The sequence below is a fragment of the Paenibacillus silviterrae genome (assembly GCF_030167925.1).
GTDB classification, from domain to species: domain Bacteria; phylum Bacillota; class Bacilli; order Paenibacillales; family NBRC-103111; genus Paenibacillus_G; species Paenibacillus_G silviterrae.
On the sequence record NZ_JASKUT010000001.1, the window covers coordinates 1849377 to 1874692 of the forward strand.

The 25316-nt window shown below is 54.1% G+C and carries 18 protein-coding genes; 2 read left to right on the forward strand and 16 right to left on the reverse strand.

The window, feature by feature from the left end; all coding sequences use genetic code 11:
- Nucleotides 1-696 carry an RluA family pseudouridine synthase gene (locus QMO62_RS08045; RefSeq protein WP_284640122.1) on the forward strand — a complete coding sequence of 232 codons (696 nt, stop codon included), beginning with the start codon at nt 1-3 and terminating at the stop codon, nt 694-696.
- 28 nt (nt 697-724) lie between these two features.
- Here the strand turns inward: QMO62_RS08045 and QMO62_RS08050 are convergent, their stop codons facing one another.
- Nucleotides 725-1684 carry a DUF1835 domain-containing protein gene (locus QMO62_RS08050; protein WP_284640124.1) on the reverse strand — a complete coding sequence of 320 codons (960 nt, stop codon included), beginning with the start codon at nt 1682-1684 and terminating at the stop codon, nt 725-727.
- 76 nt (nt 1685-1760) lie between these two features.
- Complete coding sequence (locus tag QMO62_RS08055; RefSeq protein WP_284640125.1) at nt 1761-2198, reverse strand: MarR family winged helix-turn-helix transcriptional regulator; 438 nt, start codon at nt 2196-2198, stop codon at nt 1761-1763.
- A gap of 198 nt (nt 2199-2396) precedes the next feature.
- On the opposite strand from QMO62_RS08055, the gene QMO62_RS08060 reads away from it, so the two are divergent.
- Nucleotides 2397-2567, forward strand: a complete 171-nt coding sequence (locus QMO62_RS08060) for a hypothetical protein (RefSeq protein WP_284640126.1) — start codon at nt 2397-2399, stop codon at nt 2565-2567.
- Here QMO62_RS08060 and gyrA read toward each other — a convergent pair.
- From gyrA to QMO62_RS08130, 14 genes are all read right to left on the reverse strand, one after another.
- On the reverse strand, nt 2558-5014 hold the full coding sequence (gene gyrA / locus QMO62_RS08065; protein WP_284640128.1) for a DNA gyrase subunit A: 2457 nt from the start codon (nt 5012-5014) through the stop codon (nt 2558-2560). The two genes, QMO62_RS08060 and gyrA, sit on opposite strands and share 10 nt — an antisense overlap.
- A 23-nt stretch (nt 5015-5037) precedes the next feature.
- On the reverse strand, nt 5038-7011 hold the full coding sequence (gene parE, locus QMO62_RS08070; RefSeq protein WP_284640129.1) for a DNA topoisomerase IV subunit B: 1974 nt from the start codon (nt 7009-7011) through the stop codon (nt 5038-5040).
- A gap of 147 nt (nt 7012-7158) precedes the next feature.
- Nucleotides 7159-8151 carry an ABC transporter permease gene (locus QMO62_RS08075; RefSeq protein ID WP_284640131.1) on the reverse strand — a complete coding sequence of 331 codons (993 nt, stop codon included), beginning with the start codon at nt 8149-8151 and terminating at the stop codon, nt 7159-7161.
- On the reverse strand, nt 8144-9079 hold the full coding sequence (locus QMO62_RS08080; RefSeq protein WP_284640132.1) for an ABC transporter ATP-binding protein: 936 nt from the start codon (nt 9077-9079) through the stop codon (nt 8144-8146). Before QMO62_RS08080 ends, QMO62_RS08075 begins: the two co-directional genes overlap by 8 nt.
- A 16-nt stretch (nt 9080-9095) precedes the next feature.
- Complete coding sequence (locus QMO62_RS08085) at nt 9096-9926, reverse strand: GDSL-type esterase/lipase family protein (protein WP_284640133.1); 831 nt, start codon at nt 9924-9926, stop codon at nt 9096-9098.
- An 846-nt stretch (nt 9927-10772) separates the two neighbouring features.
- Nucleotides 10773-11906 (reverse strand): glycosyl hydrolase family 18 protein, encoded by a 1134-nt coding sequence (locus QMO62_RS08090; RefSeq protein ID WP_284640134.1) that lies wholly within the window; start codon nt 11904-11906, stop codon nt 10773-10775.
- Nucleotides 11907-11935: 29 nt separating this feature from the next.
- Nucleotides 11936-13348 (reverse strand): M23 family metallopeptidase, encoded by a 1413-nt coding sequence (locus QMO62_RS08095; protein ID WP_284644894.1) that lies wholly within the window; start codon nt 13346-13348, stop codon nt 11936-11938.
- A 188-nt stretch (nt 13349-13536) separates the two neighbouring features.
- On the reverse strand, nt 13537-15363 hold the full coding sequence (locus QMO62_RS08100) for an ABC transporter ATP-binding protein (RefSeq protein ID WP_284640136.1): 1827 nt from the start codon (nt 15361-15363) through the stop codon (nt 13537-13539).
- A complete protein-coding gene (locus QMO62_RS08105) occupies nt 15360-17213 on the reverse strand; it encodes an ABC transporter ATP-binding protein (RefSeq protein ID WP_284640138.1) in 1854 nt (617 codons plus the stop codon). Before QMO62_RS08105 ends, QMO62_RS08100 begins: the two co-directional genes overlap by 4 nt.
- Nucleotides 17214-17612: 399 nt before the next feature.
- A complete protein-coding gene (locus tag QMO62_RS08110) occupies nt 17613-19409 on the reverse strand; it encodes a dynamin family protein (RefSeq protein WP_284644895.1) in 1797 nt (598 codons plus the stop codon).
- Complete coding sequence (locus QMO62_RS08115) at nt 19313-21301, reverse strand: dynamin family protein (RefSeq protein WP_284640140.1); 1989 nt, start codon at nt 21299-21301, stop codon at nt 19313-19315. The genes QMO62_RS08110 and QMO62_RS08115 overlap by 97 nt, the downstream gene beginning before the upstream one ends.
- A 79-nt stretch (nt 21302-21380) precedes the next feature.
- Nucleotides 21381-21653 carry an NAD/NADP transhydrogenase alpha subunit gene (locus QMO62_RS08120; RefSeq protein ID WP_284644896.1) on the reverse strand — a complete coding sequence of 91 codons (273 nt, stop codon included), beginning with the start codon at nt 21651-21653 and terminating at the stop codon, nt 21381-21383.
- A gap of 20 nt (nt 21654-21673) precedes the next feature.
- The gene (gene nth, locus QMO62_RS08125; protein ID WP_284640141.1) at nt 21674-22366 is read right to left on the reverse strand and encodes an endonuclease III; all 693 of its coding nucleotides are present in this window, start codon (nt 22364-22366) and stop codon (nt 21674-21676) included.
- 177 nt (nt 22367-22543) lie between these two features.
- Nucleotides 22544-25294 (reverse strand): S-layer homology domain-containing protein, encoded by a 2751-nt coding sequence (locus QMO62_RS08130; RefSeq protein WP_284640143.1) that lies wholly within the window; start codon nt 25292-25294, stop codon nt 22544-22546.
- Nucleotides 25295-25316 lie beyond the last annotated feature (22 nt).

Here is a 25316-nt window from a genome sequence, read left to right on the forward strand (position 1 = left end):
ATGGCTGGAGGCAGCAAGCCGGACATACCGGTGCTGTATGAGGACAACCACGTCATCGTGGTTGTCAAGCCGCCGAATGTGCCTACCCAGGAGGACCATTCTCGGGACCCTGACCTGCTGACGCTGATTAAGGCGGATCTGAAGATCCGGCATCAGAAGCCGGGCAACGTTTATCTCGGTCTGGTGCACCGCCTGGATCGCCCCGTCGGGGGCGTCATGGTGTTCGCCAAGACCTCGAAGGCGGCGTCCCGGCTGTCGGATGCCGTGCGCACGCGCACGATCCGCAAGGAATACACGGCCGTCGTAAACGGCCGGCCGAAGGAGCCGCAGGGGTCGCTGCGCCACCACCTGCTGAAGGATGAGCGCACGAACACAGTGTCCGTCGTGCCGGCGGGCAAGCCGGGCGCCAAGGAGGCGCTGCTCGATTACCGCGTGCTGGGCAGCCTCGAAGGGCTGTCGCTCGTGCAAATCGAGCTGCATACCGGGCGCCCGCACCAAATCCGCGTGCAGTTTGCCGCGATCGGCTGCCCCCTCGTCGGGGACCAGCGCTATGGCGCGCACCTGACGAAGCCCGGGCAGCAGATCGCGCTGTGGTCCACGCGGCTCAGCTTCGAGCATCCGACCACGAAGGAGCAGCTCCGCTTCACCTCCGACCCGCCGCGCGGCTTCCCTTGGCTGCTGTGGGAAAAGGCATGATGGATAAAAAGCGGCTGTACCCCGCCCATTAGAAGGGGGAACAGCCGCTTTTCCAATGAATACCGCCAAACCACGCCTCTCTTGCCTTTACGGCATTCCAACGCACTTCTCCCGCAAGAACCTTCCTGCCTAGCTCCGTTAGGGAAATAACTTGCTCCCTAAACGTCGGCTCTGCTCGAAGAAAGCTTGGAAATCCCGCTTCTCCTTGGATACTCACTAGCGCATAAGGCCCCTCCGACATTTGCTCCAGATGATACCAGTACTCCAAATCGCCCATTCCCAGCAGGCTCAAACGACCACCCGCCTGATGAAACAAAGGATGAGGCGACGTGATCCCTTCCTCCAGCAATTCCAGTGTGGTCCGCTCAATCGACCCTAGGCCGCTCGGATCCGAAGGAATGCGAGACAAATGCGCCTCAAAGGCCGCCCTGGCAAATGGAAGCGCCGAGGTATCTTCTTGAAGGACTGCGATGTGCCTATCCAATCGACCGGAGGAATAAGCGCTCCAAAACCTCTTGGCCGCCTCAAATTCCGGCTCCCCTACAGCCTGCCTTATCCCGAACAATGCGATGAGCTGCTCCGATGTCAGCTGCCCTAGTCCTCGAAAATCCGCAATGCCTGGATAGCCTCCGATGCATACCAAACTCAAGCTCGTGTCTCCATGAGACTGTCGTGCAAACCAACGAAGCAAATAGCATAGCATCGTTTGATCAAAGAGATCATGCTCGAACCACAATACGATCTCGTTATACTTCCTGAACTCCTTGAGAGCCTGCTCCTGCGTCTCACAGAACGCAATATAGTCGGAGCTCGGTAATCCGATACCCTTTTCCAAAAACGCTGCTCTTACAGACCGGTTGCCTTCCTCCTCCATATCTTCGAAGATCGGTCCGAACGGATACACTTCCCGCCAAACGAGGATGTCCCCTTGGGCGCCGCCTTGCCTTAAGCGCTCCCCTACCGTATCACCATTCACAATATGCAGCACGAATCTCCCTCCTTGCTTTGCCCGCACAATAAAAAGGCCATTCCCTCAGAAAGAAAGGAACAGCCGCTTCTATTCATCACACCGACACGCTCGTCGGCTTCTCCGTGTTTGTCACCTTGCCCAGCAAATACACCAGCAGCTGCTGATTATGAGACGAAATACGGCTGAGGTACGACTGCAGGAACTGCTCGCGCACCTGCATCCCCCGTTCGCATTCCGATTGCCCTTTCTCCGTGACCAGCACCCACACAATGCGCCGGTCCTTCTCATCCCGCTCCCGGATAATCAATCCGCTCTTCTCCATCCGGTCTAACAACGTCGTGATCGCTGCAGGCGTCGTTGCCAAATATTCGATGAAATCCGACGGCTTCATTCGTTCCTGGCCCGAATACATCAGCAGCTCCAATACGGTCAGCTGACCTTCCGTAAGGGTTGGCGCCAGCTCCGCCTCCATATGCGTACGCAAGTCCTTGGACAATTTCCACCACAGCCTGGCAAAATCTTGGGTTACCATGCGAATCACTCCTGTAAACCGATTTCTTTATCCTAATTATACCACTAGGCGACAGGGAAAGAAAGGTTAATCACCTAAATAGTTTAGGACATAAATCGATAAAAACAGGTACCAGACGAGCCTATTCTACATATGCTGCAAGCAGGATCGTCGCCTATAGGCAAAGCTTGTCAAACGGTGGAAGGAGCGTGATTTCCTATGGAAGACTGGAAACAGCGGCTCGGTGAAACGGCATTGCAGCGAGGTGTAATCAAAGACCCACAATGGCTCGAACGTTTGGACGATTCGATGCCAGTGTGGGCCGTGCTTCAGCTGATGCTGGAGCTGCTCGATCGACTCGAGCCCGAGGAATACATGAGCTACGATTGAGCCGCCGCGGCGGTAACGAGCTTCAGCACATCAACTACGGTTTCATTCTTATTTAGTGAAACCAGCTGCTTCCCTGTGGATTTCCGATCCTCGATCGGCGCCTGCTCGGTTGAGAAGGCTGCCTTCTCGCCGGTGCTAAGCACCGCAGTAAGCTCAAAGGGCTCCGTTACGGTAAAGGCTCGAACCAAGGCATCTCCGTTCGGCTTCACTCGTTTGCCTTCTTTGAATTCGAAGGTTTGCAAGCCTTTGCCGCCACGACCTTGCACCATGTAATCGAATACTAGGGTACGCTTCACATAACCCAGATCGGACACAACAACCAGCTCTCCCTCATCGCCCGAGAGCCAATCCGCGCTGACCACTTCGTCCTTCTCCTGAAGCGCAATCCCGCGAACCCCCGCAGCTGCGCGTCCCATCGGGTTGACCTCCGCTTCCTTGAAGCGAATGCTCATACCAAGCTTCGTCACCAGCAGCAGGTCTTTATCTCCGGTGCTCAGCTTCACGTCCAGTATCGCATCGTTGTCAGCTACCTTAGCCGCGACAATGCCGCTGGAGCGGTTTGTGAAGTATTCCTTCAGCTCCGTCCGCTTCACTTGCCCCTTACGGGTAACGAACACCAGCGATTTGCCCGGTTCTTCGAAATCCTTCACAGCAATGACCGAAACGATCCTGTCGTCCTTCGGGATCGGAATTACGTTCACGATAGCCGTTCCGTTCTCTTTCCACTTGTACTCCGGTACTTGATGGACAGGCAGTAAATAACACTGGCCCTTTTGTGTGAAAATCAGGAGATTCTCCAGCGTGTTCACATCCAGCAGGTAACGAAGGTAATCGCCTTCCTTCAACCCCGTCTTATCGATCTCGCCGCCGGAACGGGCGAACGACAGATAGCCTGTCCGCTTAATATAGCCCTCATTCGTCAAGGTCACATACACGTCCTCGGCCGTGACCATCACTTCAAGACCTACCTTCAGCTCCTCCACCTCGTCCTGGATCTCGGAGCGGCGGGCTACGGCGTATTTATCGCGAATGACGCTCATTTCTTCCTTGATGACCGCCTGAAGCTTCTTCTCGCTGCCCAGAATCCCCTGCAGGTAAGCAATCGTCTTCTGAACTTCCTTCAGTTCCTTCTCGAGCGAATGAATCTCCAGATTGGTCAAGCGATACAGCTGCAAGGTCAGAATCGCGTCCGCTTGACGCTCGGTGAAGCCGTATTCCGCAACCAAATTGTTTTGGGCGTCCTGTCGGTTCTTCGAGCGCTTGATCGTCGCAATCACATCATCCAGAATGTTCAGCGCTTTCACTAAACCCTCGAGGACGTGAGCGCGATCCTCCGCCTTCTCCAGCTCGTACTGCGAGCGGTGGGTCACAACTTCCTTCTGATGCCCGATATAGGCTTCCAGCATGTCCTTCACGCCAAGCTGCTTCGGCGTTTTGTTCACAATGGCTACCATGTTGAAGTTATACGTGACCTGCAAGTCCGTCTTCTTAAACAAATACGCCAAAATTCCCTGCGCATCCGCTTCCTTCTTCAGCTCCACAACGATACGCAAGCCTTCGCGCCCGCTCTCGTCCCGAACCTCGGCGATGCCTTCGATCTTCTTCTCGAGCCGAATGTTCTCCATGGCCGTGACGAGCCTTGATTTGACGACCTGATAAGGAATCTCGGTAATGACGATCTGCTGCTTGCCGCCGCGCATATCCTCGATGGCGGTGCGGGCACGCAGATAGATCCGTCCGCGGCCAGTGCGGAACGCTTCCTTGATCCCCTCGGAGCCCATAATGATGCCCCCTGTCGGAAAATCCGGCCCCTTCATGATCGTCATGATTTCCTCGAGCGTTAGCTCCTTGTTGTCGATCAATGCGATGCACGCATCCACAACCTCCCGCAGGTTATGCGGAGGTATTTCCGTAGCGAAGCCGGACGAAATGCCGCTGACGCCGTTCACCAGCAGATTCGGGTAACGCGAGGGCAGCACGACAGGCTCCTTCGTCGTATTGTCGAAATTGTCCTTGAACAGAACGGTCCGCTTCTCGATATCGCGAAGCAGCTCCAATGCAATTTCGGACAAACGAGCTTCGGTGTAACGCATCGCCGCTGCCGGGTCATCGTCCAGCGAGCCCCAGTTCCCGTGGCCGTCGATAAGAACGTGCCCCATCTTCCAAGGCTGCGCCATCCGCACCATGCCCTCATATATGGACGAATCGCCATGCGGGTGGTAGTTACCCATCACATCACCGACGGTCTTAGCCGACTTGCGATACGGCTTGTCCGGCGTATTGCCTGCATCATACATCGCATACAGGATCCGCCGCTGTACGGGCTTCAGTCCGTCCCTAACGTCGGGAATGGCGCGGTCTTGAATAATATATTTGGAATACCGGCCGAACCGGTCGCCTACAACCTCTTCCAGATAGGCCGGTAAAAAATTTTCGAGTGTGCTCACGTCTTAAAACGCTCCCTTACTCATTACTCTACATACTCGGTAAAATCAACGTTCTCAATGATCCAGCGCTTGCGCGGATCGACCTTATCGCCCATCAAGGTGGAAACGCGACGCTCCGCCTTGGCGGCATCGTCGATCTTCACCTGCAGCAGCGTCCGAGTCGTAGGATCCATCGTCGTCTCCCACAGCTGATCCGGGTTCATCTCGCCAAGTCCCTTATACCGCTGAAGCTCTACATTTTTGCCGAGCTCCTTGGTTAACGCAGCCAGCTGCTCATCGGTCCACGCATACCGGACTGCCGAGTTTTTGCCCGCCTTCTTCGTTACCTTGTACAGCGGCGGCTGGGCGATGTATACCTTCCCTGCATCAATTAACGGCTTCATGTAACGGTAGAAGAAGGTTAGCAGAAGCACTTGAATATGCGCGCCGTCCGTATCGGCATCCGTCATAATGATGATTTTGGCATAATTGCTTTCCGATTCGTCAAATTCCGGACCGACGCCCGCTCCGATCGCAGCAATGATCGCCTTGTATTCCTCGTTCTTCATAATGTCAAGGAGCTTGGCCTTCTCTGGATTCATCGGCTTGCCCTTCAGCGGCAAAATCGCCTGATGGCGGGAATCCCGCCCTTGCTTCGCGGAGCCGCCAGCCGAGTCGCCTTCTACGATAAACAGCTCATTCTTGGTATAATCCTTCGACTGAGCCGGTGTCAGCTTGCCGCCAAGATTCGAGCTCTCGCTCTTGCCCTTCTTGCCGCTGCGGATTTCCTCCCGCGCCTTCCGTGCCGCTTCTCGCGCTCTCGCGGACTGAATGGCCTTCTTCATGATCATCTGCGCCGTTTGCGGATTCTCCTCCAGGAAGACGGCCATTTTGTCCGACACCACGGCATCGACCGCGCTGCGCGCCGACGCACTGCCGAGCTGGTCCTTCGTCTGCCCGACGAATTCGACCTCGCCCATCTTGATGTTGATGACAACCATCATCCCCTCGCGCAGATCCTGTCCGTCGAGGTTCTTCTCCTTCTCCTTCAGAATGCCCGTCTTGCGCGCGTAGTCGTTCATTACCCGCGTATAGGCCGTCTTGAAGCCGGTCTCGTGCGTCCCCCCGCCGCGTGTCGGAATCGAGTTGACGAAGGAAGCAAGCGTTTCCGTATAACCGTCGTTATACTGCAGCGCCACCTCCACTTCAATTTCATCCTTCTCCGACACGAAGTGGATCACATCGTGCAGCACCGTCTTATCCTCGTTCAGGAACTGGACGAATTGGCTTGCCCCGCCTTCATACTGGAACTCCTCCTGCTTGTCCGTACGAAGGTCCGTAATCGTCACCTTCAGGCCGGAGTTGAGGAATGCAATTTCCTGTAATCGCTCGGCAAGCGTGTCATAGTTGATTGTCGTTCCTGCCTGGAACACCCGCTTATCCGGCTTGAAGGTAACCTTCGTCCCGGATTTGCGCGTGTTGCCCAGAACCTCCAGGTCCGTAACGGGCTCCCCTACATGCTCTTTGCCCTGATCATCGACCCAATATTCAAACCGCTGGCGGTGAACCTTGCCTTCACGATAAATCTCCACCTCAAGCCATTCGGACAACGCATTCGTGACCGAAGCCCCTACCCCGTGCAAACCACCGGATTTCTTGTAGCCTCCGCCCCCGAATTTTCCCCCGGCGTGAAGAATCGTAAACACCACCTGCGGTGTCGGAATGCCCGTTTTGTGCATGCCAGTAGGAATACCGCGGCCGTTGTCCTGTACCGTGACCGAATTGTCTTTATGAATTGTGACATCGATCTGCGAGCAGAATTTGGCCAAATGCTCATCTACCGCATTATCGACGATTTCCCACACCAAATGGTGCAAACCGGAGGAGCTGGTGCTGCCGATGTACATCCCCGGACGCTTTCGAACGGCCACTAGGCCCTCAAGCACCTGGATATCATCTGCACCATAGTCGACCGGCTTTTCTGCGGTTTTTGCAAACAAATCAAGTTGTTCCGCCATCGCAGCCTCCCCAAACAGTAAGTCATCTCCGTTGCAACTGTTACAGCGTGGAATCACAAGATCCGTTGTCGGTCCATCCACTTGCAACCGAACATGTCAGTTGTCAACAGTTTTTACAGCTAATCTGCATTATAACATTTGATCCGCTTAGTTCAACACATCTTTTTTCGTAAAGACAGTAAAAGAGACAATGACCGACAGCAATCCCCACACGGTAAGCACCGTTAAGGAGAAGAGCAGGCTCATGCCTTTGATCGGCGGCAAGGCGCCGCTTAAGTAGTCGGTGAGCTTCAAATTGACCATAAACAAATATTTCGCCGTCTCCCAGGACGAGACCATGCTGGTCAAAATCGTACCCGAGATGAGCACCGCGAGCATGATCCCCATACCTGCCGCCGTGCTTCGAACAAGGACGGACACCATTAAGGTAATAATGCCCACAATCAGCGCGGTATACCAAACCAGCCCGAATTCCATCAGCAGATAGAACCATTGATCGACCGCCCGGACATAGGAGAAATCGACCTCCGTTCCATTCACCTGAAAGCCCATAAATACCGGCATATCCCAGCCGCCATATCCAAAGACAACGCCGGAAATCCCATAAGCAATGAGACCTGTGGCTATCACCGTAAAGGAAACGAACAAAACCAGCGTGATGTACTTACTCAGTAAAATTTTGGAGCGCTGCACGGGTCTTGTCAATAAAAGCTTGATCGTACCAGTCGTATGCTCGCCGGAGACGAGGTCTGCGGCAATCACCATAACCATAAGAGGGATAAAAAGGCCGATCGCATTTTTTACAAATTCTCTTGTAAAGGTTACCCCGTTCGGACTGGACGGATTCACATCTTTATCCAAATAGTATTGCGCCTGCTTAATCTCGACACGACGCCACTGCTTCCATTCCTCCGGCATGCGGCCGCTGGAGAGGCTTCGCTGGTAATCCGTAATTTTTTGTCTAAGCTCCACTCGCCAATCCGTCGTGCCGAACTGCTTGCGGGCATTATCGGCGACCTTCATTTGCGCATAAGTAAACATTGGGATAATGGCCGCCAGTATTAATAAGACGACCAGCAATCGCTTTTTCTTGACGATCTTGATGCATTCGTTCACGACAAGCGGATACAAGCTAACCAATGCGCTCCCCCTCCGTCAGCTGCAGGAATAAATCCTCTAAGGTCGGATTTTTCGTTTCAATGCCATACAGCTCGATTCCGGCTTCGATCATTCGTTTGGTAACCTCAGGAACGTCCTCCGGGCTTAACTCCGTCGTTATCGCAGAATCCGAATGATCGTCCGGCTGCGGGGAGTTCAGCACCTTCACATTCGGAAAAAAAGACAGCACCTGCAAGGCTGCTTCCTTCGGCGATGCCTTCCAGAGCACCCGGCTGACGGATCGGTCGACCAGCGCGGATACCTCGCCGACCTGAATGACCTCGCCCTGGCTGATGATGGCGACCCGGTCGCACATTTGCTGAATTTCACTTAGCAAATGACTGGATACGAACAAGCTGAGACCACCATCCGCCAGCTTGCGGATAAATTCACGCAGCTCCTTAATCCCTTGCGGATCCAGTCCGTTCGTCGGCTCGTCCAATATGAGCAGCTTGGGGTTGTTCAAGAGCGCTTGCGCAATCCCTAAACGCTGCCGCATGCCAAGAGAGTACGTCTTAACCACATCGTGGATGCGCTTGTCCATGCCTACGATCTCCACGACTTCACTAATGCGTTTCTCGTTCACGCCCGGCAGCATCCGGGCGAAGTGTTCCAGGTTTTCCCAGCCGGTAAGATAGGAATACAGCTCCGGGTTCTCTACGATACATCCGACATACTGAAGCGCCTGGTTATGCTGCTTATGTACGTCGTAGCCACAAATTTGAATCGTGCCCTCCGTCGGCCGTATGAGGTCGACGAGCATACGTATCGTCGTCGTTTTCCCGGAGCCGTTGGGCCCCAGAAAGCCGAAGATTTCCCCCGCATACACCTCGAAGCTGATCCCTTTAATGATTTCCCGATTTTTGATGCGCTTCTTCACCCGGTCGACGGATAAAACAACCTCTGGCATAAGCTCTGCCTCCCCACTACTTCAATATGTCGGCAATACGCCCGGCGATCCGCTCGTAGCCGTCCTGATTGGGATGAAAATGATCGGTATATAAATATTTATTGAGATTCAATTCGAACAAATCGAACGTCGGTACTACCGTGACATTCGGATATTTATTCGCAATCTCAAAGGCAGCCGTATTCCAGCGCTGTACGAGCGGCGAGCCTTCCCGCTTCGGGTCGAGATCCAGGAACGGATGATACAAGCCGACATACATAATTTTGGCCTTCGGGGCTGCTTTGGCTACTCGATCCATCACCTGCTCCAGCCGCTTGACCGCCTCCGGCAGCCGCTGCGCCGCAGCCTGCGAATTGAAGCCTTCTCCCGTCTGCGGATTCGTGAACAGATCTTGTCCCCCCTCGAACAGGTCGTTTCCCCCGATGGTGAACAGCACCAAATCCGCCTCCGACAGCGATTTATCGATATCCTTCTTCGCATCCCAATCCTTCAATAAATCATACGTACGAAACCCCGGGATCGCGAAATTATTATAAACGAATACAGGCTTGCCCAGCTGCTCCTGAAGCTTCTCCTTCACCTGCCCTACATAACCCCTGCCGGACAAGTCTCCAGTCCCTGCACTCAGAGAATCCCCTAAGGCGACGATACGAATTTGCTGCTTCGCAGCCCAATTTTCTTCTACGGGCTTAGCTGCCGCTCCTCCGGGAACCGAGGTTTCCGTACCCGTGATGGGTGAAGGAAACATGATTTCCTTGATTGCATAACCGAAGCCGACCGCGCAGACGACGGTTGAGACCAATACGGCAGCTCCTGTCACGCGCCATAGTCTTTTTGCCGAGTTCATGCGTTACGTAGCTCCCCCCGTGGTAATTTGCAAGTTACTTTCCTTTTTAGAGTAGCGGTTTACGAGGGGATTTGCAAATGGGGCTGTTGTGGGGTTAAAGAAATGGACAGCTTCAATATTTCGCTGGAAATATCCTCAGCCTCAACTAAAACATCTTGTTTGCCGTCATTTGATTAGAATGTTATGGTGTAGACGGCAAGCCAAAACTCGCGGCTGAAGATATTTTCCCGCTATTCCGAGGATGTCACTTTCTAAACCATCAAAACAGCCCCATCGGAAATGGGGGAGAGAATAGGAAAAACCGTCCGATTTCGGACGGTCCTTTGTGCTGCTTGGGATCGGAGATAATAAGCTCCACCCCATAGTCTTTCTCTTCCGGATCTACTCCTGCTTATATATCCATGGATTCCTTTATAGTACTGGACATTTGTGCAAATAGACAGCTTTTTTCCATGATTGGTGTCCAATGCAAGAGGATTTCTGCGTATGTACAACATTCCAAGACCATTTGTCTCGGTTCAAAGCCATTGTGCACTTTTAAAGATGCTGATTCTCACAAATCTCGTTCTGAAACTCCCTTGGCATCGTGGATTTTTGCACTATAGCAGCATTGCAATCCCGGATGGTCACCTGACGGAATGAATACGTTGAACACGCGACAATACCGTATGCTCTCCTTCCGTATTCCGCCCTAAGAGCCGCCACATCCGGTACAACGGAGCAACCTTTACCCAAATCGGGGAGGACCCAGATGTAACGCTACCTTTTTGAAATAGAGGAATGTCGATGAGGGGCAAACACGACTTTGAGGCCGAGGAGTTATATTCGAGACATGAGCGGATAGTGCTACAGCAGGGACCAAATGTCGTGTGATTCCATGCCTAAATACCAGAAGGCAGCGCCGCCGAGCTGGTACTGCTCCACAAGCTGGAGCCGCTGCTCCAAGGAGGCTTTATCCTCCACCCATAGCTGGTGCCGCTGACTGCCTACCGTATATTCTGCGTAGTGCTGCTTCGTTATAGGAAGCCAGCGGAGTGACAAATTCCTGCGTTCCGCTTCGTTTCGGGCCTGAGTCATGGACAGCTGCTCACTGGTCAAGGTTCCCTTTCCCGAATCGGAGGTCCACTTTCTCGTATAGAGAGGAATGCCCAGCAAAACCTTATGTGCCGGCGCTTCCTTCAGCAGCAGCTTGATCCCTTCCTCCACCCAGGGATAAGAAGCGGCGGGGCCGGCCTTGCTTCCTCCCGGCCAGTGCTCCTCATAACCCATCAGGATAAGATAATCGGCTGCTTTAGCCAACTCCCTGCGATCGTAGGAGCCCGAATGCGGATCAGGGTTATGCCGCGTGACACCGACCGTTGTGGTTTTTCCAAGCGGATGCAAGGCCTCCCTAAGCGCCGAAACCGTTTCTGCCAAGTGCGTTTTATTCCGCGGATTGATGTTTTCGAAATTCACATTGATCCCATCCAGCTGATAAACTGAACACAGCTCGACCAATGCTTTCACCAGCTCTTCACGTTTGGAGGCATCGCTCAAAATCATATCCGTCAGCTCCGGATCGAACCGGTTGCCCAGCATCGCCCAAACCTTTTTGCCATGCTCACGACACCAGGCAACGAACTTCGCATCCACCGTATGAGTCACATAGGGTGCCTCCTGCTGCAGCATCATCCACCGGGGGGATACGATCTCGACGGGTGCCGCACGCTCCGTACGCTCCATATAATCCGTTGTGGTGCCGAACGCATGCCAGCCGACGATCAGACGCTCGCGATGCTCCCGAATGATATGCTTTTTCCGAACCCAACCGACCCTGCTTCCCCCTAAACGGATTTTATAATAATATTGGCTCTCGGATAAAATGGGGGCCTGTTCCTCCCGTAAAAGGGAGGCCAACACTTTGGATTTGACAGTTGGAAGGGAATAGGCGTACGTCTTTTCACAGTTAACGATGCCTACTGACAGCTTTTTACTCAACATCGCTCCTCGCCTCCGCTGCGCAGCTTTCGCTAGATGCTTAAATATTTCATCGGATTTTCCTGCTGTCCGTCGCGCATCACCTCAAAGTGCAGATGCACGCCGGTAGAGTTTCCGGTGCTCCCCATGATGCCGATTTTCTCCCCTTTTTCGACGGGATGCCCTTCGCGAACCTCAATTTTGCTCAAATGTCCATACAACGTTTCATATCCGTTCTGATGATCGATGATGATCGTATTCCCGTAACCGGACTTCACGCCGGCGAATACCACCTTCCCATGATCTGCGGCCAAAATGGTTTTCTTATCGGATACCAGATCCATCCCGGAATGCTTTCTCCCCCATCGCTGCCCGTATTCACTGGTAACTCGGGGAGATAACACCGGAAGGGAGAAGCGTCCGGTGCCGACACCCGGAACAACCTTCGTTCCCTGCTTCACTACCGTTTGCACAGGCGGCTCAAGCTCCTGCTCTTCCGTAACGACCTCCTCCACCACATTGCCATTGATCCGCGTGGTTTGGTAGGTTTTCAGCTTGGCGCCGGGCTTGCCCTGCGAAACGATCTGAATGATCCCCTGCTTCAGACTATCGTCCTTCTCATATACAATCCCGCTTGGAACCGTTACCTTTTCTTTACGGGATTCCATCGTTTTCACGGCAAGCAGCGGCTGACGAACCGTAATATTCAGCTCCTGGCCGATCTTGATAAAATCGCCCTTTAGCTCCGGATTATTCGCGTAAATTTGAGATTGCGGAATGTTGAACTTTTTCGCGATTTTCGAAATGGCATCGCCCTTCTCCACCGTATAGCTGACCGGCTGTACCTCACCTGCGGCAATGGTTTCCCGGATGCGTTCCGCCGGTGTAATCCGATCGGGAGTTACCGGCGTATCGATGAGCTCGACCTTCTGAACGAAATCGGCGTATGTTTCCATGTGGGCGCTCACCGGTTCCACCGCGTCAGCCGATAAAGCGGTCACCTTCTTAGTTTTGCCTACGAAGGGCTGCTTCAGCTCCGCCAGCAGCGCTTCGGCGGTACTCCGGTCCTTGAGAAACCCCAGCGATTTACCGTCCACCCGAAGCTCCGTAGCCAGCACGCCAAAAACGATGCGGCCGCCCAACTCGGAAAGCACCACATCGATGGCATTTTCTTGGGAGAAGCTTTGATTTATCTCAAATCGTAAGCGATCCAGATTCGAGGTCACCTGGACATTGGTAAGTCCCCACGACTCCAGAAACGCCTGACGCTGCTTTTCTTCCCATTGTTTTATCTCCTCCGGATTGGATACGGTTCCAAGCGGCTGGTCGTCCAAATACACGTCGTAGCGCTCCTCCACATGGGCTTTGACATACCAACGCCCGGTCAGCATGGTGCTGAGGATAACAACTAAGGCAATCAACCATTGAACGGCTTCCAGGATCCATTTCAAGCTTCCTTTACGCATTATCAACGTCTACTTACCTCCCGGTTGCTATGAATTGGCGAACCTTCGCCTATTTCTTTCATTCTATGCGGACCCTTCCGAAAAAAGCCGAGAAAAAGAGAAAAAACCTCCCGCTCCCCCTTACGAGAGGGGGAACAAGAGGCTTTGGCGGTTAAGAAAACGAACGCTTCAGACCGTGCGCAGCGGGATTATACCACTTCCCGGAGGAAACGATATTGGGCTTGGATGAGCCCGTGATAGATCCCTTTATGAGCCATAAGCTGCTCGTGATTGCCCTGCTCCATAATATTCCCGTGATCAAGCACGAGAATATGATCGGCATGGCGAATCGTAGATAGCCGGTGAGCGATGATAAAAGTAGTACGACCGGCCATCAGCGTCTTCAGCGCCTCCTGAATTTTCAGCTCGGTCTCCGTGTCGATGCTGGCCGTAGCTTCATCCAGAATGAGGATGCGAGGATCCGCGAGCAGAGCCCGCGCGAAGGAGATCAGCTGCCGCTGTCCCATGGAAAGCACGTTGCCTCGCTCTTGAACCTCGGTATCGTAGCCGTGCGGAAGAGCAGCGATGAAATCATGCGCCCGTACCGCCTTGGCTGCCGCTTCGATCTCCGCATCGGTAGCATCGAGACGGCCGAAGCGAATGTTATCCCGAATCGTCCCGGAGAAGATGAATGTGTCCTGCAGAACAATGCCGACCTGAGAGCGCAGGCTCTGGATCGTAACATCCCGGATATCGTGCCCGTCGATCAGGATCGCCCCGTTCGTAACGTCATAGAAACGGCAAAGCAGGTTGATGATGGTGCTTTTCCCGGAGCCTGTGTGACCGACAAGCGCAATCGACTGGCCTGCCTTGACATCCAGATCGATTCGCTTCAGCGCATGACGACCCGGCTCATACTCAAACTCAACGGCGTCAAACCGGATGTTGCCTTGGATCGCAGGGAGCGTCTTAGCGTCTTTATGCTCCGCCACCGTCGGCTGTTCATCGATGAATTCGAAAATCCGCTCCGAGGAAGCCATCGCAATGAGCATTTGGGAATACATCTGGCCCAATCGGTTGATCGGCTCCCAGAAGTGGCCGATATACGTAGCGAACATAACCAGCGTACCGACGGTAATTTGCTCCTGTTGAATCAAATAAGCGCCGAGCCAGAACAAGATGCAGTAACCGATCGCTCCCGTCACCTCGATCAGCGGGTTGAAGCTCTGGTTCAAGGTCGAAGCGCGATTCCAAATACGGTGATTGTCCTTGTTCATTTCGTCAAAGTAAGCGATGTTTTCCTTCTCTTGCGTGTAAGCCTGCGTCACCTTAATGCCCTGAATACACTCGTTCAAGTGGGCGTTGATTCGGGACTGCTTCGTCTGAACGACCTGCCAGGAGCGGCGAATATGTACTCTCAGCTTGGTGGAGATTACGAACATGATCGGCACTGTGATGATGATCGCAGCCCCCAGCTTCGCATTGTACACGAGCAATATCGCAACGATCCCAACAAGCTGCACGCAGTCGATCATTAGGTTGACCGCCCCGTTAGCCAGCAGGTCCTGCAAAGAGTTTACATAGTTTGTAATTCTAACCAGAATCGAGCCGGCCGGACGCTTATCGAAAAATTTAAAGGATAACTGCTGAATATGGCTGAACAAATCATGCCGTAAATCATAAATGACGCGCTGCCCGATCATATTCGTATACCGGATCCGGAAGCTGTTGGCAAACCATTGGATCAAATAGAGAGTCAGCATGCCTCCGACACAATAAAACAGCAGCTTCTGATCTCCGTCGCCGGTCAAAGCATTGTCGATCGCATAAGCGATCAACAGCGGATTCAGCAGCTTCGTGAGCGCTCCCACACACATCATCGTGACAATGACAGAAATAATTTGTTTGGCATACGGCTTCATATAAACGCTGAGGCGTTTCACTTGTCCCCAGTCAAAGCCTTTATCCAGCTCTTCGTCATCCTGGTAAACGAACCGTTGATTTAGCTCCGTCTGTTGCTTGGCATTCTTACTCAATGCACGACCCCCCTGACCTTCTGCTGCGCAGCTGCCGCCGCTTCCTGTTCGCCTTGCTCTTGCACCGCCATGGACACGCGGCCGGACGGCTCCGTCGCTGCGCTGTCTTCCACTTCATCCGGATGGTCGGCGAACTGAATTTTGTACGTCTCCAGATAAGGTCCCTCTTGCTTCATCAGCTGATCATGGGTGCCGCGCTGCACTATCTTTCCTTCCTCCAGCACAATAATTTCATCCGCATGCTTCAGCGAGGAAATCCGGTGAGCGATAATGAAGGTCGTTCTGCCCTCCATGACCTCTTGGAAGCCCCTCTGAATCTCATGCTCGGTTTCCATATCGACTGCACTTGTAGCGTCATCCAGAATTAAAATTTTCGGATTCTTCAGAATGGCTCTTGCAATCGCAATCCGCTGCTTCTGACCGCCGGACAGTCCGAGACCCCGTTCCCCAACGATCGTATCATAGCCAAGAGGCAGCTCCATAATGAAATCATGTGCCTTGGCCAGCTTCGCAGCCCGAATAATCTCGTCCATGGAGGCTTCCTTCACTCCGTAGGCAATATTGTTGCGGATCGTCGAGGAGAACAGGAACGTCTCCTGGAAAACAACGGCCATTTGCTCGCGCAGGCTCTCCAGAGTGACATCGCGAATATCCACGCCGTCCAGCGAGATCCTGCCTTCCTTCACGTTATACGCACGCAGCAGCAGCTGAATCACAGTGGATTTTCCCGAACCGGTACCGCCGAGCAAGCCGATCACGGACCCTGCAGGAGCGTTCAGCTCAAAGCTTTGGAGCGCAGGCTTCTTCTCCGGATAGGCAAAGGTTACCCCTTCAAATTTCACATGCCCTTTCACCCGGTCTGTTGTCAGCTTGATGGCGTTTTCTTTATCCTTCACATGAACATATTGATGAAGAATTTCGAGCAGCCGTTCCCCTGCCGCCTTGGATTGGGTGAAGTTGTTAATATGAAAGCCGATTTGCCACAAAGGTCCGATGATGTACCAGATTAGGCTGAAGAAGGCAACGAGCTCTCCAAGCGATATCGAGCCCTGAATGACCATATAGCCCCCGACTCCGAGGAGGATGACCACACTGAGGTTCGCAAACAGCTCCATCACCGGAAAATAGGTCGCCCATATTCCCGCGGTCGATACGTTGTTCACTCGATAATCCTCGTTGCGTTCCGAGAATTTGTCGATTTCGTGCGGCTCGCGCGCAAACGATTTCACGGTTCTCACTCCCGTGATATTCTCCTGAACCGAGGTCGTCATCGAGCTCATCGATTTGCGAATCGAACGAAACGCCGGATGAATTTTTCCTTCAAACCGAATAGCCGTAAATACAAGAAACGGCATGGAAGCCATGGTGAGCAGCGTCAATTTCCAGTCGATCGTCATCATCATGATGGTCCCGAAGGTGAACATCATGAAAACGTTTAGAATTTGCACCGAGCCGAAGCCTACAAAATCCCGGACCGCCTGCAGATCCGCCGTCAAACGGGACATCAAATCGCCTGTGCGCGCCTTGTCGTAGTATTGGAACGACAAATATTGAAGTTTATGATAGGTTGCTTTCCGCAAGTTAAAGGCAACCTGATTGCCGAGCCGGCCGCTGGACGCGCCATGAAGAAACTGAAACGTTGCTTTCACGGCCATAACGCCTACGACGAGCAGGGCGAGCATCGGCACGGATTGAAACTGTGATTTCATGATCACTTCATCGATCAAATAGCGCAGCAGGTTCGGATACACCAAACCTAGTGCCGTTGCCGCCATCAAGCTGAAGAAGGAGGCGAAGAAAAACTTTTTTTCGTTCCAATAATACTCTCGCAGCTGTTTAAAAACTTCCAACGCATGACCCTCCCCTATGCAGCTCCACCTATGTCCGCGGCAAAGCCGGCTGCGTCCATTCCTGGTCTTGAGTCCGGTAAACGGAGCTCTTCGGCGCAGCTTCCTCATTCATAATTAAAACGCTTTAATCCTTGAAAAACCAATACATCCTAAGCTGTGATTCACCTCACTTAAGAAAGCGCTTTGCTTGAATTGAAGTCTATCACCATACGTAGAGAGCGGCAACAGTGCTGGCTCCCGTAAACTTGCTTATCGTGGGGAATTTCTCCATTTGCTCACATTATGGGGATACAATCCACTTATTTCATGCATATAGTGCCAATTCCCCTTGATGTAAGCCTTTTCACAAATATCTTGTAAAACGGGCTGTCCCCAAAGGAACAGCCCGGTGTATTGCGCTTAGGATTCGATAAGATCGTGAAGACGGCTTTGCTTGCTCTGGAGCGACGGCAGGTCGATCGGCTGCTCCAAGGCCGCTAGCAGTCCGTCTGCATGCTCCTGCAGCGCTTCCGTGAGGAAGCTGCTGCGAGAACGATAGGCCGCTTCCAGCTGGTCCTGATAAGCGCGGACGAGCTGGGCTGCTTGGGCCTCGGCAAACTCACTCATCGGTCTTACCAGCTTAGCCTCCAGCTCTTTACGCAGGCTTTGCCGTCCGTCCCCCTCGAAGAACTGCTTCGGATTTTTATAGAAGCTCTGCAGCCATTTCACCGTAACTTCATCCGCCTGCAGCGATGCCTTCAGCTCGGGTGTTTCCAGCTTCAAGGCAGGCTGCGAAGGCGGGTCGAACGAGTTGATCCGCGTCCGAATGGCTGCTGTCCATTCTTGGACAGCCAAATCCATCAGCTTGTTAATTTTGTTCTCAATCCGCAGGGTTGTGGCGAGTACCTCCTGGGACAAATCGAAGGTAATCATTCGCTTGAGCTCCTCCCATGCTCCCTGCAGCAATGCTTTGGCGTCCTTGCCCTCCTCACGGAAGACCGCCGGATTGAAGGAGTGCCCGAAAAATTCGCCGAACCGGTACGACGTCCGCTGCCTTACGTAATAGAGAAGCTCCTCGATCTCCTTCGTCAGCTCCCTTCGCTCCGCGGACGGATCCGAGCCCTGAAGGGACGATAGGGACAGCTGAACGTCGGCACGAAGCTGCTCCGCCTCACGGCGCCGCTCCGATTCGTCCGATTGCGCGCTGGCGATCCACCGCTTGAGCACCTCCATGGCACGGCGCATATCGGCTTCGCCTGCCTTGATGACCAGCTCGGTCAGCTCCTCGAACGTAAACCGAATAAACTCCTGTTCGAATTGCGTGATCCCGGATTGGGCGGTAAGTGTTTCGTTTTGATCGACCTTCCCCTCCAGCGCGTAATAGCTCGATAACGGATAAATTCTCGGCTTGCGGATGCCGTGCTGCACGAGGTTGCTTTCGACATGGGCTACCACCCCGCTTAGCTCCTCCGCCGAGGAGGCCAAATCCGCCGCGTTGACGATAAAGAACATTTTATCCAGCTCGAAGCTGTCCTTCACCCGGCCGAGCTGCAGCAAAAATTCGCGATCCGCATGGGAAAAGGCATGATTATAATAAGTCACGAATAAAATGGCGTCCGCATTTTTGATGTATTCAAACGCAACCCCGGTATGACGCGCGTTGATGGAATCCGCTCCCGGCGTATCGACCAGGACTACCCCTTGCTCGGTCAGCGGGTTCATGTAGTAGAGCTCAATCAGCTCCACGAAGCATGACTTGGCTTCCTCGGCAGCGTATTCCCGGAACTGTTCCAAGGAGGCTTTCCGTTCTTGCCCCAAATAGGCCGATTGCTCGGACCACCCCTTCTCCACCGCCTTCAGGAAGGAGTAATGCGGCTTGCCCTTGCCCGGAATCTGGTCTGCCCGAAGTCTCGCGATCACCTGAAGAGCCTCCGTCATATCGGAAGCAGGAAAGCCCAGTACCTCCAGCGAGTACAGCACGTCGGAAGCGAGCCGTTCGGCGCTCTTCATCCGTATCTTCGCCGTGCCGTGAGGCCAGCCGGCCTCGGGCTCCGGCGGCATGATTTTGTTGATCGCCGCGGTCGTCGGGTTCGGCGACACCGGCAGGATGCGTTCGCCGATCAGCGCATTGGCGAACGACGATTTGCCGGCGCTGAAGGCGCCGAAGAGCGCGATCGTGAAGCGGCTCTGCCCGAGGCGCTCCGCCTTCTCCCGCAGGGAGCGGCGGAGCGACGCGAGCGGCGCCACGCCCGCGAGCTCCTGCGCGGCGGCGTCCAGCCGCGCGGCGGCTTCGCGCAAGCGGCGGCGATGCTCGCCCCCGGCGAGCGTCGCCGCGCCCGCTGCGCGGGCGCTTCGCCGGCGGGCCCTGCGGCCGCCGGCGCAATCCAGGCGAGCCCCGCGGCGGGCTCGCCGGCAGGGGCCGCGCTGCTGCTGCGCGCGGCTGGGGCGCTTGCCGCCTCCGCAGGGGCGGCGGCCGGGTCCGGCAGCGCCGGCGCAGGCGCGGCCAGCGCAGCGAGCGGCGTCGCCAGGGAAGCCGCGTAGGCGGCTTCCTCGGCGGCTAGCCGCTCGAGCTGCTGCAGGCCGCTGAGGCGCTCCTGCAGCGCGGCCAGCTGCCGCTGCAGCTCCGCGCGCCGCGGGGCGAGCGCTTCGGCCAGCTGCGCGGCCAGCGCCTCCAGCACGGCGAACGCTTCCTTGCGGTACTGGCCCTTTACCTCAGCCGAAAGCTGCTTGGAGAAGGTAAGCGTGTACTCGTTGCCGAAGACGGCGCCTTCATTCACCAGGGACGCCATCCAATCCGCCGTGACGTTTACATGGATCGATTCCGCTGCCGAGATCAGCTCCGCCGAGGGCAGACCGCTGCCCTCGAAGCCCGCTTTGACGGTCTGCTGAACATGACGGGCCACCTGCGTTTCCACTTGGGTGGCAAAGTCCTTATGGAACGCCTCTAACCGGCGTTCCACCTCCTTCGCCGTCTTGGCGGCGCCGGCGAACCAGCCCACCTTAAAGCCGGGCTTGCGGCTTTGTAAATAGTCGTGCGCGAGGTCGCGCGTCACGGCCGGGATGACGTTGGCGTTGTCGAGCACCGCCGTCACGTCCTTGCGCATCGCCGCCTCCCGCTCCTGCGGCAGCGCCTCCAGCCGCTTCAGCTCGGCGCTCGCTTCCGCGTAGAGCCTTTGCGCCTCCTCGAGCCCCTCGTCGGCGTCCAGCTTCGCGCGCAGCGCTTCCTTAGCCGGCTCGTTCCGCTCGGCCATCTTCGCCGCATGAGCCGCGGCAAGGGCCTTCGCCGACTTCTCCAGGCTGAGCCGCATCAGCGGCTCCCGCAGCGAGATCAGCCGGCTCAACAGCCAATCCAGCTTGCCCCACTCGCTGTGAGGATGGTCCGGCTCCTTCACCGAGGTGTAGAGGATGCCGTCCGGCTGAACCCCCCAGTTCGCGAACGCGTCGCGAACCCCGGCCTGATACGCCGCAAAAGGAAGCTCCGCTTCCCTGTGCTTGTCGATCATATTAATGATCAGATAGAGCGGCTTGCCCCACTCCTTCATCTTCTTCGTAAAGGACAGATTGATCTCCGATTGCACATGGTTATAATCCATCACATAAAAGACGACGTCCGCCAAATGCAAGGCCGATTCCGTCGCCAAATGGTGCGCATCGTCCGTCGAGTCGATCCCCGGGGTGTCCAGCAGCGCTGCGTGCTCCCCGAGAAAAGGAATCGGGTAACGAATCTCGACCGTCTCGATCGCCTCTCCGTTTCGGCAATGCTCGGCCAATCCCTCAAGCGGGACGCGCTCCACGCGTTCCTTGGACCCCGCTTCATCCCTATACACCACATGGGCTCCGGCTTCCCCGCTCGCGATGCGTACGATGTTGGCGCTTGTCGGGATCGGACTCGACGGCAGCAGCGGATGCCCGCACAGCCGATTGATCAAGCTCGACTTCCCCGCCGAGAAGTGTCCGCAGAACGCGATAAACAGCCTTTCGCTTTCCGCCTTCTCCAGAAGCTGTTTTACTTTCTTGGCATGCTCCCCATCCGAGGCCTGCTCTACCTGTGTCAGCAGTCCTTTGACGGTCTGCTGCATCAAATCCCCTGTTGTCATCACGCTGTTCATAGCTCCCCTACTCCCACTCCACTTTTCATTTCTCTCTTGTTCCCCGCAAACAAACAAAAAAACCGAATCGCTTCGGTTTTTAGTGTACCATATTTTCCGTTTCCGGGATAAAAATTTCAAACAAATCGCGATGCTGAAGAATCGTAATATCTTTATCGCGCACCTTCATCACGACAACCTCAGGACGGGTTTTCATCCGGTCGAGGTAATGTTCCGGTACGCTGCCCGAATCCGATACCATAACGCCTTCCACTTGCTTCTCTTCGTTTTCCTCTAATGGAGTGCTGAGCACCTTTTCATAAATGTCGGAAAATACTTCAAAATCCTTCGTATACACAGAAATGCATTTCATACGATTCAATCCCTTCGATTTCAAGCTTTGGCGGACTTCTCCTTGATCGCCTTTGTTCTAGGTTTCCTGCTTACGGCGGTTTTCATACGTTTTTTTCCATCTCGGCAATAATCAAGTAGTGAGCACGCTTCACAGTTCGGATTTTGCGCTTTGCAATGATATCTACCGAAGAAGATTAACCGATGATGCGTATCCGTCCACTCCTCACGGGGGACCTTCTTCATCAGCTTCTTCTCGACCTCTAATACCGAATCGTCCGGACCCGCAAGTCCTAATCGCTTGGATACCCGTTCCACGTGCGTATCCACGGCGATAGCCGGAACGCCGAAGGCGTTGGAAACGACGACGTTGGCCGTCTTGCGTCCTACCCCGGGCAGCTCCACGAGCAGTTCGTGCTCCCGAGGCACCTCACCGCCATGCTTGTCCAGCAATAGCGCACAAAGCGCCTGAATATTTTTGGCTTTGTTGCGATACAGACCGATGCGGCGAATATCCTGCTCCAGCTCCTCAAGCGGCACAGCCAGGTAATCCTCCGGACGCTTGTATTTCTGAAAGAGCGCAGCCGTCACCTTGTTGACCGTCTCATCGGTGCATTGCGCCGAGAGCAGTACGGCAATCGTTAATTCAAACGGATTGGCGTGATTCAGCTCGCAGTGGGCATCGGGGAACATTTCCGCAATCGTGTCGAGTATATGGCGCACCTTTGCATTCATGGCCCTAACGCCCCTTCCTCTGACGGTATAGTAACAGTTTACTCAATCCTGCCGGACGAATCAATGACCGATGCTGACAAATTACGAACTTTTTCCGAAAAAAAAGAAAATCCGTCTTCGCAGCCCTATGCCGCTTTAGACGGATTTTCCATAAAAAAGGTTACACAATAAGGCCGATTATTTCTCAATTTCCACAATTTTGTTGTCAATTAAATAGATCGTCACTTCTTCGTTCTCCATAAAGGCATTGGCGGCCACTTGCTGCGTTCCCTTGTGCAAATACGCCTTAGAAAAGAAGTTAAAGGAATTTTGGGTAACGCCGTTAGCAGGCTTAAGGAACAAGGTATTCAACACGACATCATAGGACTGAATGGTCCGTTTCATCGCCGTCGCAACATAAATCGTCACCTTGTCATTCGCATCTTTGGCAATTTCCACACGATCGTTAACCTTAATATTCGTAAGAGCCGCCGTGGTTGTGCCGTTTTGCTTAATGATATACTGCTGGCCTACAGGAACGACTTGCACACCGTTCGCGAAGTCCTGCACGGTAATCGTACCGGCTGCCGCATCCACCGCCGTCACTTTGCCTCGCGTCGTCGACATGAGCACGACCTTATCCAGCTTCGAGCCGTCATAGGAAACCTTCACATACTCATCAACCGCAATATCCGAGAAAGCATGGGTGGCTTTCCCCGGATTGACGATCTTGTCGTCCGTATCGACCACAACGATATGGTTCGCACCGGTTTCGTCCTTCACCGTAACTTGCCGCGAAGAAGCGTTTGTCATAATCGTCTTATAGACGCCTACCCGCTTGACCGCAATAGCCGTCACGTAGTCCTGTCCATAGCTAAGCGTTGCCTTGACGTTGTCTCCCACCTTCAAATCGGCCAGCGTGCCGTTCGCTTTGCTTTGCGAGTCTACAGCAATACTGTAGTTCGTCTTCATCACGATGCTTTGTCCGCTTGCCGTGCGAATCGTAATTTCTCCCTGCGTTGCGGTAGTAGCCCCGGCGTTAATCAAAGATACGGTTCCCTCCAAGGCCAACGTGTACTGAATGGATACGACCTTATCCTTGGAAACCTTCAGGTCCACACGCTTGCCCTTCGTGAACATCGATTGGAAGTTGCTTAACGGCAGAGTGGATTCTCCGTATTTGATGATGGTGGAATCCGTTAACCGGTAAGCGGCAATGGAGCCGTTGTCGGTAGAAATCATCAGCGCTTTCGTATCCGGGTCGTAGCTCAGGATGGAGGCGAACACATAAGGAGCCACCGAACGGCTGGTCACGGTTGCCTTCACTACCTTATTATTCAAAATATCCAGCCGCAGATCGTCATTCACTTCGATGTCGTAGAAGCTTGGGTTCGTCAGTCCTTCAATTTCCACGATCGCGTTATCGGCAAGATAATACGACCCCAGCTTCGAAGAGCTGTCCGTTACCGTCAGGATGCGGCTGTCATGGTTAATGCTCACCAGCTTGCCCTGAGTACTGACCGTAACATCGGCCTGCTTGCGGACGGTAACGGAGGCGAGTTCATTGGCCTTAACATCATAGGATACGAAATCGCCCACCCGCAGCTTGGATAGCTCTGCAGCCGAACCGTCCGGAAGTGTTACGAACACTCTAGCCGATATCGGATACGTTTCGTTCTGATTTCCCGTCGCTTCCAGGAACGTGATTTGGTTTTGCTCACGGTTGACGGAGACTACGGTTCCTTCCGCCACCTTGCTCACCGGAGCCTGCTTCACTACAACCTGCGTAATTTTTGTGCTCTTGACAAGCGGATTTCGCTTTAACTCGACAATGCTGCCAGGCACAATGGAGCCGAGACTCAAGCCGCGGCCTTCCGCATCGGTAACCGTTACCTTGCCGTCCAGCTCAAATAAATTTTTCCCGTTCGCCTGCTGAAGCGACAGTACCATCTGGTTGACGAACACCTCATTCAGCGTACCCTCGAAAACCTCAAGCTTCTCTTGATCGTTCGTCTGCTCTATGTATAAAGCATTATTGCCATACGAAACTACGTACACTTCATTCGTAATTTTCAGATTCGTCGAAGGAATGCGGCTGTCGTCCTTGCCGCTGTAGAACACGGTATCCGCCGACAGGCTGAAATCGTACTGTTCCCCGATCGCATTTTGTACCACCAGCTTATTGTCGGTTCGCTCCATGACATAACCGATCGTGACACGCTCCGAGCGCGTCGTCATATGCGCATCCGCCCGGCTGAGGAAGGTTGCCATCTGCGCCCGCGTCACTTTACCCTTCGGCTGGAAGCTGTTATCCTCGAAGCCCTGGACGATCTTTAGCGAGGCGGCGGCGTTAATGTATCCTCCCCCCCACGAGGAGAATTCTTGTCCGTCCGAGAAGCTCGTCTGCGCCGAGCTCAGCTGATTCGCCAGAGCCTGTTTCCCGATGGCACGAATAACGAGCTTGGCCACCCATTCCCGTGTCGCTTCTCTGGAGCCCCATGCCGTTTTGGTTGTCGTCCCTTGCGTCTCTTCCTGAACGGTGATCAAGCCTTTGTCAAAAGCGTAAGCTACATAAGGCTTAAAGAAATCATCTACGGCAAAAGGAAGCACCGTTTCCGTGCGGCTCCGTTTCACTTCATTCTCGAGTCCCATCATCCGAAGCGCCATGACAATGACTTCCTGCTGCGAAACGGAGTTTTCGGGACGGTATTCATTACGCTCGTAGCCCTGAATGATACCTAGCGAAGCTAGCTTTGTAACGTGCTTAATGGCCCAGTGCTGTGCCGTTACATCGGAGAAGCTGAGTACCAGTCCGGCGGCCGCAGCCGCCGATGGTGTAGTGCTCGATGGAATTATCGTATCGGCATAGGCCGTACTGCTCATTAACAAGGAAACCGCCAGTACCGTGGCGGATAATTTTCGCAGCTGCTTATTTCGTCTTCTTTTCATATTACGATTGCTCCTCTCAAAA

Excerpts from the sequence above, each read along its gene's own strand:
- QMO62_RS08045 (WP_284640122.1), top strand. The coding sequence starts at position 1 with ATGGCTGGAGGCAGCAAGCCGGACATACCGGTGCTGTATGAGGACAAC.
- QMO62_RS08055 (WP_284640125.1), bottom strand. The coding sequence starts at position 2,198 with ATGGTAACCCAAGATTTTGCCAGGCTGTGGTGGAAATTGTCCAAGGAC.
- QMO62_RS08060 (WP_284640126.1), top strand. The coding sequence starts at position 2,397 with ATGGAAGACTGGAAACAGCGGCTCGGTGAAACGGCATTGCAGCGAGGT.
- parE (WP_284640129.1), bottom strand. The coding sequence starts at position 7,011 with ATGGCGGAACAACTTGATTTGTTTGCAAAAACCGCAGAAAAGCCGGTC.
- QMO62_RS08080 (WP_284640132.1), bottom strand. The coding sequence starts at position 9,079 with ATGCCAGAGGTTGTTTTATCCGTCGACCGGGTGAAGAAGCGCATCAAA.
- QMO62_RS08085 (WP_284640133.1), bottom strand. The coding sequence starts at position 9,926 with ATGAACTCGGCAAAAAGACTATGGCGCGTGACAGGAGCTGCCGTATTG.
- QMO62_RS08090 (WP_284640134.1), bottom strand. The coding sequence starts at position 11,906 with ATGTTGAGTAAAAAGCTGTCAGTAGGCATCGTTAACTGTGAAAAGACG.
- QMO62_RS08095 (WP_284644894.1), bottom strand. The coding sequence starts at position 13,348 with ATGCGTAAAGGAAGCTTGAAATGGATCCTGGAAGCCGTTCAATGGTTG.
- QMO62_RS08115 (WP_284640140.1), bottom strand. The coding sequence starts at position 21,301 with ATGAACAGCGTGATGACAACAGGGGATTTGATGCAGCAGACCGTCAAA.
- QMO62_RS08120 (WP_284644896.1), bottom strand. The coding sequence starts at position 21,653 with ATGAAATGCATTTCTGTGTATACGAAGGATTTTGAAGTATTTTCCGAC.
- nth (WP_284640141.1), bottom strand. The coding sequence starts at position 22,366 with ATGAATGCAAAGGTGCGCCATATACTCGACACGATTGCGGAAATGTTC.
- QMO62_RS08130 (WP_284640143.1), bottom strand. The coding sequence starts at position 25,294 with ATGAAAAGAAGACGAAATAAGCAGCTGCGAAAATTATCCGCCACGGTA.